General features: G+C 72.3%; 10 protein-coding genes. 3 read left to right on the forward strand and 7 right to left on the reverse strand.

Features of this window, described 5'->3' with window-relative positions; all coding sequences use genetic code 11:
• Positions 1-130 precede the first annotated feature (130 nt).
• The gene (locus ACFY3J_RS31885; RefSeq protein WP_384171172.1) at positions 131-2,788 is read left to right on the forward strand and encodes an ATP-binding protein; all 2,658 of its coding nucleotides are present in this window, start codon (positions 131-133) and stop codon (positions 2,786-2,788) included.
• A gap of 78 nt (positions 2,789-2,866) precedes the next feature.
• Here ACFY3J_RS31885 and nucS read toward each other — a convergent pair whose 3' ends face one another.
• Positions 2,867-3,538 (reverse strand): endonuclease NucS, encoded by a 672-nt coding sequence (gene nucS / locus ACFY3J_RS31890; protein ID WP_225075599.1) that lies wholly within the window; start codon positions 3,536-3,538, stop codon positions 2,867-2,869.
• Between the two features lie 300 nt (positions 3,539-3,838).
• Between nucS and ACFY3J_RS31895 the strand changes: the two genes are divergently transcribed.
• Complete coding sequence (locus ACFY3J_RS31895) at positions 3,839-4,231, forward strand: SCO5389 family protein (RefSeq protein ID WP_225075600.1); 393 nt, start codon at positions 3,839-3,841, stop codon at positions 4,229-4,231.
• An 84-nt stretch (positions 4,232-4,315) separates the two neighbouring features.
• On the opposite strand, the gene ACFY3J_RS31900 is transcribed toward ACFY3J_RS31895, so the two are convergent.
• Complete coding sequence (locus tag ACFY3J_RS31900; protein ID WP_384171165.1) at positions 4,316-5,344, reverse strand: LLM class flavin-dependent oxidoreductase; 1,029 nt, start codon at positions 5,342-5,344, stop codon at positions 4,316-4,318.
• Between the two features lie 223 nt (positions 5,345-5,567).
• On the opposite strand from ACFY3J_RS31900, the gene ACFY3J_RS31905 reads away from it, so the two are divergent.
• Entirely contained in the window at positions 5,568-5,909 is a 342-nt protein-coding gene (locus ACFY3J_RS31905) for an ATP/GTP-binding protein (RefSeq protein ID WP_384171162.1), read from the forward strand.
• Between the two features lie 72 nt (positions 5,910-5,981).
• Here the strand turns inward: ACFY3J_RS31905 and ACFY3J_RS31910 are convergent, their stop codons facing one another.
• From ACFY3J_RS31910 to ACFY3J_RS31930, 5 genes are all read right to left on the reverse strand, one after another.
• The gene (locus ACFY3J_RS31910) at positions 5,982-6,857 is read right to left on the reverse strand and encodes an ABC transporter permease (protein ID WP_384171159.1); all 876 of its coding nucleotides are present in this window, start codon (positions 6,855-6,857) and stop codon (positions 5,982-5,984) included.
• Positions 6,854-8,158 carry an ABC transporter ATP-binding protein gene (locus tag ACFY3J_RS31915; RefSeq protein ID WP_384171156.1) on the reverse strand — a complete coding sequence of 435 codons (1,305 nt, stop codon included), beginning with the start codon at positions 8,156-8,158 and terminating at the stop codon, positions 6,854-6,856. Before ACFY3J_RS31915 ends, ACFY3J_RS31910 begins: the two co-directional genes overlap by 4 nt.
• Positions 8,159-8,270: 112 nt before the next feature.
• On the reverse strand, positions 8,271-9,041 hold the full coding sequence (locus tag ACFY3J_RS31920) for an ABC transporter permease (RefSeq protein WP_384171153.1): 771 nt from the start codon (positions 9,039-9,041) through the stop codon (positions 8,271-8,273).
• 3 nt (positions 9,042-9,044) lie between these two features.
• On the reverse strand, positions 9,045-10,013 hold the full coding sequence (locus ACFY3J_RS31925; RefSeq protein WP_384171150.1) for an ABC transporter ATP-binding protein: 969 nt from the start codon (positions 10,011-10,013) through the stop codon (positions 9,045-9,047).
• 103 nt (positions 10,014-10,116) lie between these two features.
• Positions 10,117-11,052, reverse strand: a complete 936-nt coding sequence (locus tag ACFY3J_RS31930) for a cellulose-binding protein (protein WP_141358294.1) — start codon at positions 11,050-11,052, stop codon at positions 10,117-10,119.
• Positions 11,053-11,125: the final 73 nt, after the last annotated feature.

Here is an 11,125-nt window from a genome sequence, read left to right on the forward strand (position 1 = left end):
TAGGGTTCGGTCGCCCGCAGCTCAGCAACCCTCGAGCGGGCCCGGACCAGAAGCGACAGCGCGGTGTGCGGCAAGGCCGGGAGGGGCCGGCCGTGTCCGGCACACGACGCTTTTGGGGGGCTTGGAACCTATGGACCCGAACACCCGGGAACCCGAGGACATGGGCCATGGCGGCGACGGCCACGTGCCGAGCCGGCGCCCACCCAGGGATTCCCTCGCATCCGACTTCGTCCAGCACGCGCCCGCACCGGCCCGCACGGCGCGGCTCGTCTCGGGCGACTTCCTGTTCACCGTCAACCCCGTGGACGGCAGCGAGATCGAGGCCTGCCCGCCCGGGGAGCACCCCGACCGGCCGCGCAAGTACACACCGGCCGAGCGCGCCGAGCACGACCGCGCGGCGGGGCCGCCCATACCGGCCGGCCCGGCGCCGTCCGCCCAACCGCTCCTGGAGCGCCAGGACGAGCGCGAGCAACTGGTACGGCTGCTCGCCCGCGGCCGCTCCGTACGCCTGACCGGGCCGGGCGGCTCCGGTCGCACCAGCCTGCTCGACCTCGTCGCCGACGACTGTTCGGACCTCGCCCCCGACGGCGTCGTCCGCCTCAGCGGCCACCGCCGCACCGCGAGCGACCTGCTGTACGACCTCTTCCACGCGGTGTACAGCGCGCCGCGGTACCGGCCCGACCGGGACGAACTGCTCGCGTACGTCCGGGAGATCGGCGCGGTCGTCGTGGTGGACGACATCGAGGTCGGCGGTGGCGCGCTCGACGAGCTGATCGACGCCACCCCCGAGTGCGCCTTCCTGATCAGCGCGACCCCGGACGTGCCCGCGCCGTCCGCCGAGTCGGAGGTCGAGGAGGTCTCCCTCAGCGGCCTGGACCGGGCCGGCGGAGTCGAACTCATCGAGCGCGCCGTCGCCCGTGTGCTCACCGAGGAGGAGGCCAACTGGGCCGGGGACCTCTGGTTCGAGTCCGAGGGCCTGCCGCTGCGCTTCGTGCAGGCCGGTGCCCTGCTGAGCCAGCACGACCACCTGCGGGCCGGTACCAGCGCCGTCGAGGAGTTCGGCGTCTTCGAGGACGCGCCGCCCGCGGACGCCGTCCTGGACGGGGGCGACGGCGACGCCGTGCCCCTGCCCTCGCTCGGCGAGGCCGCCGCGCCCGCTCCGCTGCTCGCCTCCCGGCTGAGCGCCTCCGCGCGGGCCACGCTGCGGTTCGCCGTCGCGCTCGGCGGCGAGGTGCCCCACCAGTCGCACCTGCCCGCGCTGGTCGGCGACACCCACGCCGACGCCGCGCTCGGCGAGCTGGCGAGCTGCGGCCTGGTCTCCCCGGCCGGCTTCCGCTACCGGCTCGCCGCCGGTGTGCTGACCCAGCTGGAGGCCGCCGGATACGGCGACGACGCCGAGGAGCAGGCCCTCACCGCGGCCCGCCACTACACCTGGTGGGCCGGCCACCCCTCGGTCACCCCGGAGCGGGTGTGCGCCGAGGCGGACGCCGTGCTCGCCGCGCTGGCCGTGCTGGTGCCGGTCACCACGCCGTCCGCCGGGGGCGAGGAGAGCACGGCCGTACGGCTCGCCCGCACCGCCGCCCCCGCGTTCGCCGCGGGCCTCGACTGGAACGCCTGGGAACGGGCGCTGCGTTACGGCACCGAGGCCTCCCGGCTCGCCGGAGAGGTCGCCGAACAGGCCTACTTCCACCACGAGCTGGGCATCATCGCGCTCTGCGGCGGTCAGCTGGACCGGGCCCGCGCCGAGCTGGAGGCCTCCATCGGGCTGCGCGGCGCGCTCGCCGACAAGCGCGGCACGGTCGCCGGGCGCCGCGCCCTCGCCCTGGTCACCGACCGCTCCGGTACGGCAGTGGGCCTCGGCGCGACGGCGGGCGAGGAGGTGCCGGACGCCCGCACCGAGGAGTCGGCCTCCCCGCCGGGCGGAGTGCCCGCGCCCTTCCCGGCGCTCCAGCAGTCCGGCGGGGACGCCTCCACGCTGGTCACCCACCAGGCGTCGGTCCCGGGTTCGCCGCACGCCCCGGCCAAGCACCGCGTCGGTATCAAGGGCCTGGCTCGGCGCAACCTCGTGGCGGCCGGCGCGGGCGCGCTGCTCGCGGCCGTCCTCGGCACCGTGGTGACGCTCGGCGCCACTTCCCAGAACACCCCCGACACCCCCTCCGACAACGTCAATCCGTCCGCCGGCCAGGACGTGGACGACGGCGGCCTGGGCGCCGACACGCCGAAGCAGGACCGCAGCGGGGGAGGCGACACGGGCACGGCGACCAGCCGTCCGACGGACCCGGGCCACGGCTCCGTCTCCGGCACGTCCGAGGACCCGGCGCCGGGCGGCGCCGAGCCGTCGGAGAGCCTCGCGCCGTCCGGCGACGGCACGTCCTCGGGTACCTCGTCCAAGCCCCCGAAGCCGTCGGGGCCCGCCGACTCGTCGGGCGGCGGCACCGGTGGGAAGACCGGTGGGACGACCGGCGGGAACTCCGGGGGCTCCACGGGCGGCGGCACACCGGGCGGGGGCAGCGGAGGCTCTTCCAGCGGCGGCACCGGAGGCCCCACGAGCGGCGGCTCCTCCGGCGGTGGCACCGGTGATCCCACGGGTGGGAGCAGCGGAGAACCCAGCGGCGACCCCTCGGGGGGGAGCACCACGGGCCCCACCGGCGGCACCGACGCCGGTTCGTCCGGGGAGCCGTCCGGAGGCACCTCGGCGCCGACGTCCGGCCTCTCGGCCGGCCCGCCGGCCGACGCCTCCGAGAGCGGCGCGGCCACACAGTCGTCCGACACGGCGACGCTCGCCTGACCCACGAAGAACCGGGGGCCGGGTCCGCATTGACACGGACCCGGCCCCCGGCGTCGTACGAGCGCCCTGCGGCCGTCCTCAGAACAGGCGCAGCTTGTCGTCCTCGATGCCGCGCAGGGCGTCGTAGTCCAGTACCTGGCAGCCGATGCCGCGGTCGGTGGCGAGGACGCGGGCCTGCGGCTTGATCTCCTGGGCCGCGAAGACGCCGCGGACCGGGGCGAGGTGGGGGTCGCGGTTCAGCAGTTCGAGGTAGCGGGTGAGCTGTTCCACGCCGTCGATCTCGCCGCGCCGCTTGATCTCGACCGCGACCGTCCGGCCCTCGGCGTCCCGGCACAGGATGTCGACCGGGCCGATGGCCGTCATGTACTCGCGGCGGATCAGGGTGTAGCCCTCGCCGAGCGTCTCGATGCGGTCGGCGAGCAGTTCCTGGAGGTGCGCTTCCACGCCGTCCTTGATCAGCCCCGGATCCACGCCGAGTTCGTGCGAGGAGTCGTGCAGGACCTCCTCCATCGTGATGATGAGCTTCTCGCCCGCCTTGTTGACGACGGTCCAGACGCCCTCCTCGTCACCGGTGCCCTCCTTGAGCGTGCACGGCGGGGACATCCAGTTCAGCGGCTTGTAGGCGCGGTCGTCCGCGTGGATCGAGACGCTGCCGTCCGCCTTGACCAGGATCAGACGGGGCGCTGACGGCAGATGGGCGGTGAGCCGGCCGGCGTAGTCGACGGCGCACCGGGCAATGACGAGACGCATGGTCGGCAACGCTACTGGACGGACGGCGGTGCGCGCGATTCGCCCGGGGGCCTTCCGCCGGGCGGCCGCCGGGAGTCCTCGTGGGGCGCCCCATTTTTCCCTGGATCACCCGTGTTCACTTGTGGCCGATTGTGTGCCCAACTAGCCCGGTCTGTATATGCATTCGCCTGGTGGGCGTCCGTTCTTGTGCCTACCGTAGTGAACGGGAGGTCGCGACCCGTGTACTCACCGTGTCGGGAGTCGCGTGCCCCCTTATCTGTCCGGCAACCCCTGTCGTTCGGGGGTGCGAGAGGAGAACCCATGTCGCTCGACGTCTCACCGGCCCTACTCGAAGCGGCCGAGCGAGGCGAGGTCGACGAAGCTGACTTCGTCGACTGCGTCCGGACCTCCCTGCCCTACGCGTGGGAGATGATCAGCTCCCTGGTGGCCCAGCTGAAGGTGGACGGCGGCCAGTTCGCCGACAACCAGACGCCCCCGCCGGACGAGCAGGCACGCGGTCAGCTGCTGCGTGCGCTGGCGAGTGACGCCATACGCGGCGCGCTGCAGCGGCACTTCGGTGTGCGGCTCGCCTTCCAGAACTGCCACCGGGTGGCGGTGTTCCCGCTGGACGCCTCGGTCGACGAGACGCTGGCCCGTTTCACCTCGGTGCGCAACCAGCTCCTCAACCAGTCCCCGGAACTACGGGACTGCTGACGCCATGAGGCGCTTGCTTGCCGCTCCGTCCGCGGGAGGTGGATGGACCACAGGGGCGGCAAGCTTCCCACGGCGCGCTCCCGGTCAGCAGAGGTGGGGGAGTACCTCGGCGCCGAGCCGTCGCAGGTTCTCCTCCGTCGCCGCCAGATCGCCCGAGCCCTCCGTGAGCAGGGCGAAGCGGGAGATGCCGGTCCGCTCGGAGGTCGCCGCGAGCCGGTCGGCGCACAGCCGCGGGGTGCCCACCGGGTGCAGTCCGCAGAGCAGCTCGGTGTACTCCAGGGGATCGCGCATCCGGCGGGTCCGGCCGTCCACGGTGACATGGGCGTCCAGGCCCTGTTTCAGCCAGCCCGGCATCGCCTTCAGCAGTGTCTCCACCGCGTCCGTGCGCCGGTCCGCGATCTGGCAGACGCCCGCCGAGACATGGGCGGCGCCACGGATCTCCTCGTCCGGCCGGCCCGCCGCGCGCGCATACCGCTGCCACACGGCGACCATCTCGGCCTTCTCCTCGTCCCCGACGTGCATCCCCAGCAGCATCGGCAGCCCGCGCTCGGCGGCCAGCCGCACGCTCGCCGGGGAGGTGCAGGCGACGACGACCTCGGGGCCCGGGGTCTGGGTCAGCGCCTCCGACGGGCGCGGTACGACGGGGACCTCGCGGAAGGCGAACCGTTCTCCCGAGGCCGACACCGACGGCTCACGCAGCCAGCGCACCAGCAGGTCCAGCGACTCCGGGAACCCCTTCTCGTACGCCTCCAGTCCCATGCCGAACACTTCGAGGTCCACCCACGGGCCGCCGCGCCCCACGCCCAGCGAGAACCGCCCGCCGCTCGTCACGTGCAGCAGCGCCGCCTGCTCGCCGAGCGCGACCGGGTGGACCGTGGGCAGCACGCTGACCGCCGTACCCACCCGCAGACGGCGGGTGCGGCCGAGCAGCAGCGCGGCCAGGGTGATCGCCGACGGGCACGTCCCGTACGGGACGAAGTGGTGCTCGCCCAGCCAGACCGCGTCCAGCCCGGCCTCCTCGGCGACCTCCGCGGAGCGGACCGCCCGGTGCAGCGCCTCGCCTTGGCCCTGCCCGGGGAACTGGGCCGCCAGCACGAAACTTCCTACGTGCATTGCTCTTTCCTGCTTCCTCGGCTCCGACACGGAGCTCCCCCACCCGGCATAACCGGGCGACACGTGCCGAGGACACGGCTTGGCGAAGAGATTTGCGGATTGTCTGCGGAATGGGTTGTCCGGGAAGGGGACTTGTGGTGGTTGGTTCTCCTTACCCGGCCGTAGTGGCGCCGCGTAGGCTGGAGAAGGTCCCTGTCTCCCATACGGCTTCGTGAGGTGTCCCGTGTCCCCCCGCCGCAACCGACCCAAGGATGGGAGAGGCGCCGCCTCGTCCGGCCGGAGTGCCGAGGACGACACCGCGGGCCGCTACGGCGGCTGGCAGTCCACCGAGAGCTGGCAGGGCGACGACTTCAGCGTGCGCCATGTCGCGGGCTCCAGCGCCGATGGCAAGACGTACCGCTGCCCCGGCTGCGACCAGTTGATCCCCTCCGGCGTCCCGCACGTGGTGGCCTGGCCCCAGCACGCGGGCGTGGACGACCGCCGGCACTGGCACAAGGCGTGCTGGAACGCCAAGGACCGCCGCACCACGCGGGTGCAGCGGTCCCGTAACGCGCCGCGGTTCTAGTGCCGCGACGGGGCAAACGTTGCCTGTCGGGGCACTGGTGCTGTGCACAGCACCAGCCGCGGTTCCGGTCGCTCAGACGTCCCGGCTCCGCAGCAGGGCCCAGGCGCCGGCGAACGCGGCGGCCGTCGCGCCCAGCAGGATCCACAGCGGGTCCCAGCCGGTCGGGCCGGAATCGGTGAGGGAGTTGGAGTAGAAGACGCTCAGCTGGTTCGGGATCGAGTACTCGAACAGGAACTGGCGCACCTTCTCCAGCGAGCGAGTGAACATGAACAGCGCGATCACCAGCGGGGCGAGCACGACACCGATCATGATCGTGATGGCGCCCGCCGAGTGCCGCAGCACCGAGCCGATGACGAGCGAGAACAGCCCGAGCAGGGCCATGTAGAGGCTGACGCCCACAGTGGCCTTGAACCACTCCGGTCCGGTGGGCTGCCGGGCGCCGATGCCGTCGAACATGGCCGTCTGCGCGAGGCCGACCACGCCGGTGGAGACCAGGGTCACCGTGAACGCGACCAGGAAGAACACCACCGCCTTGGCCGTGAGCACCCGCCCACGGCTCGGGCAGGCCGTCATCGTGGTCCGGATCATGCCGGTGCCGTACTCCGAGGCCGTGGTCAGCACGCCGAGCGTGATGATGCAGATGCTGCCGAGCAGCAGCCCGAAGAAGCCCAGCGACAGCATGTTCTCGTCGCCGTGTATCTCCCCTGCGGAGTTGGCGATGATCAGGCCGACCAACAGCCCGATCCCGACCACGAGCAGGACGAACACCCCGAGCGTCCAGATCGTGGAGCGCACCGACTTGATCTTCGTCCACTCCGAGGCGAGGGCGTGCCCGAGGTGCGTGCGGACGACGGGGATCGGCGAGGTGTAGCCGGGCTGGGGGGAACCGGTCGCCGCCTCCCAGGCGGGCGGTGCGGCCTGCGGCACAGGAGTCTGCGGCGTGCTCATCGGGTGTCCTCGGGCTTGGTGGAGTCGGCGGCGGGCGCGGCGGCGGCCTGCGGCGCGGGGGAGGCGGGCGCGGCGGCCGGTGCGGCGGCCCCTCCGTGCGGCGCGCCGGCGGACTGGGCGGGCACCTGAGGGGCCTGCGGCGCGCTCTGCGCGTACGGGTTCGGGACGCCCGCGTTCGGGGCGCCGTAGGGGCCGGGGTGGCCCGCGCCCGGAGCGGCGTACGGGTTCGGCTGCGCGCCGGGGGCGCCCTGCGGGCCCGCGAACGGCTGTCCGCCCGGCGGGGGCGGTGGCGGCGCGTACCAGCCGGGCTGGCCCTGACCGGGAATCGGCACGGGCGGCTCGGCACCGGGCGGCAGCGGCTGCATCAGCCCGGCCTTCTGGTCGATCGTGGAGCGGTAGTCGACGGCCCCCTGGGTCATCCGCATGTACGCCTCCTCCAGCGAGGCCTGGTGCGGCGACAGCTCCCACAGGCGTACGTCCGCCTCGTGCGCGAGGTCGCTGATGCGCGGCAGCGGCAGCCCGGTCACGCGCAGCGCGCCGTCCTGCTCGGGCAGCACGTGCCCGCCCGCCTCGGTCAGCGCGGACGTCAGCTTCTCCCGCTGCTGCGGCTCGGTGTCGGGCGTGCGGACCCGCGCGAAGTCCGCGGAGTTCGCGGAGATGAAGTCCGTCACACTCATGTCGGCGAGCAGCTGCCCGCGCCCGATGACGATCAGATGGTCGGCGGTCAGTGCCATCTCGCTCATCAGATGACTGGAGACGAACACGGTCCGTCCCTCCGCCGCGAGCGACTTCATCAGATTGCGCACCCAGAGGATGCCCTCGGGGTCGAGACCGTTCACCGGCTCGTCGAACAGCAGCACCTGCGGGTCGCCCAGCAGCGCGGCGGCGATGCCCAGCCGCTGGCCCATGCCGAGGGAGAAGCCCTTGGAGCGTTTCCTCGCCACGTCCTGGAGGCCCACGACCCCGAGCACCTCGTCGACGCGGCGGGCCGGGATGCCGGACAGCTGCGCCAGGGACAGCAGGTGGTTGCGCGCGGACCGGCCGCCGTGCACCGCCTTCGCGTCCAGCAGGGCGCCGACCTGGCGGGGCGCGTTCGGCAGCGTGCGGTACGGATGACCGCCGATCGTCACCGACCCCGCGGTGGGGTTGTCCAGCCCCAGGATCATCCGCATCGTCGTCGACTTGCCCGAGCCGTTCGGACCGAGGAAGCCGGTGACGGCACCCGGCCGTACCTGGAAGGAGAGGTTGTGCACGGCGGTCTTGTCGCCATAGCGCTTGGTCAGGCCGACTGCCTCGATCATGCTCCGCACCCATCGAATGGTTCAGGTAAGCGGGGCGCACGCCCCCCGTAAGGGTTAGGAGGATATCCGGGCGCTGACGGTTCCGCCCAAAAGAAAGTAAAAGCGTGCGTGCTCAGGCATCCCGCTTCCGCAGCAGTACGTACCCTCCGGCGAGCGCCGCGATCACCCACAGCAGCATGATCCCGAGGCCGCCCCAGGGGCCGTAGGGGGTGTCGTCGCCGACTCGCGGAACCACCTGCATGATGCGGCCGCCGGCCTGGTCGGGCAGGAAGCGGCCGATCTTCTTCGTCGCCGAGACGTTGGCGAGGATGTTGGAGATCAGGAAGAAGAACGGCATCAGGATGCCCAGCGACAGCATCGGCGAGCGCAGCATCACGGTGACGCCCATCGAGAACATCGCGATGAGGGCCATGTAGAGGCCGCCGCCGACGACCGCGCGCAGCACGCCCGGCTCGCCGAGGGAGGTGCCGAGCGATCCGAGCATCGCCTGCCCGAGGAAGAACGAGGCGAAGCTGGTGACCATGCCCACCACGAGGGCCAGCCCGGTCGCCACCGCCACCTTGCTCGCCAGGAAGGCGCCGCGCTGCGGGACGGCGGCCAGCGAGGTGCGGATCATGCCGGTGCTGTACTCGTTGGACACCACCAGCACCGCGAACACGATCATCGCCAGCTGCCCGAGCCCCATGCCGGCGAAGCTGACGTAGGTCGGGTCGAAGGAGAACCGGTCCCGTTCGTCCATGCTGTCGAACGCGTGCTTCGACAGGGCCGAGATCAGCATGCCGAGGGCGATCGTGACGACCGCCGTCAGGGACAGCGTCCACACCGTGGACGCCACCGACCGGATCTTGGTCCACTCGGACCTGATGACCTGAGTCGCCGCCATCGCTCAGCCCTCCTTCTCGCTGTCGGCGCCGCGCGGCTGGGCGGGCGCCTCTTCCGGCACGGCCTGGCCGGTGTGCGCGTGGTACTCCACCGCCCCGGCCGTCAGCCGCATGAACGCCTCCTCCAGCGACGACTGCTGACTGCTCAGTTCGTGCAGCACGACCTGGTGCTGTGCGGCCAGCTCGCCGACGCGCTCGGCCTTGCCGCCCTCGACCTGGAGCAGCCCGCCCTCGCCCGGCACGGCCGTGATCCCGGCCCCGTGCAGCACGTCGAGCAGGCGTTCGTGCTGCGGGGTGCGGACCCGGACGTGGGAACGGGAGTTCCGCTCGATGAAGTCGGCCATGGAGGTGTCGGCGAGCAGCCGGCCCTGGCCGATGACGACGAGGTGGTCGGCGGTCAGCGCCATCTCGCTCATCAGATGCGAGGAGACGAACACCGTACGGCCCTGGGCGGCGAGGGACTTCATCAGACCGCGGATCCAGTGGATGCCCTCGGGATCGAGGCCGTTGACCGGCTCGTCGAACATCAGGATCCGCGGGTCGCCGAGCAGCGCGCCGGCGATGCCGAGCCGCTGGCTCATGCCGAGCGAGAAGCCCTTGGCCTTCTTCCGCGCCACCGGGGTCAGGCCGACGGTGTCCAGGACCTCGTTCACCCGGTGGGTGGGGATACCGTTGCTCTGGGCGAGGCACAGCAGGTGGTTGTAGGCGCTGCGCCCGCCGTGCATGGCCTTGGCGTCCAGCAGCGCGCCGATGTACGTCAGCGGGTCCCTGAGCTCGTGGTAGTGCCGGCCGTCGATGCGGACGTACCCGGAGGTGGGCCGGTCGAGGCCGAGGATCATCCGCATCGTCGTGGACTTCCCGGCGCCGTTGGGCCCGAGGAACCCGGTGACGGTGCCCGGCCGGACGGTGAAGCTGAGGCCGTCGACCGCCAGCTTCTCTCCGTACCGCTTGGTCAACCCCTCCAGTTCGATCATGCCGGACACGCTAGAACGCCGCGAAGCTCTCCGCCACCCCTGGGGCGGAGAGCTTCGCGGTCAGCGGCGGATGTCAGCCGCGGTCGGGCCCGGTGAACGTGGGTCAGCGGGACTGCTGGGCCGGGACGCCGCGGGAGATCGGCTCGTCCTCGGTCGGGGCGCCCGCGGCGGCCACGGCGGCACCGGTGAGGGTCGCCAGCATCTCGCGCACGTTCGTCAGCTGAGCGTTGATGGAGTCGCGGCGGTTGGTGAGCGCCGCGAGCTCGCGCTCGGATTCCGAACGGATGCGGTCCGCCTTGGCGTTGGCGTCGGCCACGATGTCCTCGGCCTGGCGCTGGGCCGTCTCCACCGTCTGGCGGGCGCGGCGCTCGGCGTCGGTGCGCAGCTTCTCCGCCTCCAGGCGGAGCTGCTCGGCGCGGTGCTCGATCTCCGCCAGCCGCTTCTCGGCCTTGGCCTGACGGGAGGCCAGGTCACGCTCGGACTGCTCGCGCCGCTTGGCGAGGTTCGTCTCGAAGTCGGCGGCGGCCTGCGCGGCCTTGGCGCGGGTCTCCTCGAAGAGGGCGTCCGCCTCCTCCCGCTTGGACTGCGCGTCCTTCTGCGCGTCGGCGCGCAGCTGGGAGGCCTCGCCCTTGGCCTTCTCGACGATCCGGACGCCCTCGTCCTCGGCCTTGGCCTTGCGGTCCGAGGCGAAGGACTCGGCGTCGTTGCGCACCTGCTGGGCCGCCGACTCGGCGAGTTCGCGGTGCTGTTCGGCCGCGCGCCGGGCCTCCTCACGCAGGTCCTTGGCCTCCTCCTCGGCGAGGCGGAGGATCTTCTCGACCCGCGCGCCGAGGCCCGCGTACGACGGCTCGGCGTCGCCGACCTGGGCCTGCGCATTCTGCGTCTCGAGGTGGAGCTCCTCGATGCGCTTCTCCAGGGCGGTGATGCGGGCGAGAGCACTGTCACGATCGGAGACGAGCTTGGAGATACGTTCGTCCACCTGAGCGCGGTCGTACCCACGCCGCACAAGCTCGAAGCCGTAGGGGGAAGTGTCGCTCATGGGGTTCCTGTCCGAATGAGACCGGTGAGGTGATAGGTGGAATCCTAGGGGCCGAAGCGGTGTGTCATCGAGC

This window comes from Streptomyces sp. NPDC001231 (genome assembly GCF_042896885.1).
Lineage (GTDB): Bacteria > Actinomycetota > Actinomycetes > Streptomycetales > Streptomycetaceae > Streptomyces.

What these genes read in the sequence shown, in the direction of transcription:
- ACFY3J_RS31885 (WP_384171172.1), top strand. Translation starts at nt 131, where the DNA reads ATGGACCCGAACACCCGGGAACCCGAGGACATGGGCCATGGCGGCGAC.
- nucS (WP_225075599.1), bottom strand. Translation starts at nt 3,538, where the DNA reads ATGCGTCTCGTCATTGCCCGGTGCGCCGTCGACTACGCCGGCCGGCTC.
- ACFY3J_RS31895 (WP_225075600.1), top strand. Translation starts at nt 3,839, where the DNA reads ATGTCGCTCGACGTCTCACCGGCCCTACTCGAAGCGGCCGAGCGAGGC.
- ACFY3J_RS31900 (WP_384171165.1), bottom strand. Translation starts at nt 5,344, where the DNA reads ATGCACGTAGGAAGTTTCGTGCTGGCGGCCCAGTTCCCCGGGCAGGGC.
- ACFY3J_RS31910 (WP_384171159.1), bottom strand. Translation starts at nt 6,857, where the DNA reads ATGAGCACGCCGCAGACTCCTGTGCCGCAGGCCGCACCGCCCGCCTGG.
- ACFY3J_RS31915 (WP_384171156.1), bottom strand. Translation starts at nt 8,158, where the DNA reads ATGATCGAGGCAGTCGGCCTGACCAAGCGCTATGGCGACAAGACCGCC.
- ACFY3J_RS31920 (WP_384171153.1), bottom strand. Translation starts at nt 9,041, where the DNA reads ATGGCGGCGACTCAGGTCATCAGGTCCGAGTGGACCAAGATCCGGTCG.
- ACFY3J_RS31925 (WP_384171150.1), bottom strand. Translation starts at nt 10,013, where the DNA reads ATGATCGAACTGGAGGGGTTGACCAAGCGGTACGGAGAGAAGCTGGCG.
- ACFY3J_RS31930 (WP_141358294.1), bottom strand. Translation starts at nt 11,052, where the DNA reads ATGAGCGACACTTCCCCCTACGGCTTCGAGCTTGTGCGGCGTGGGTAC.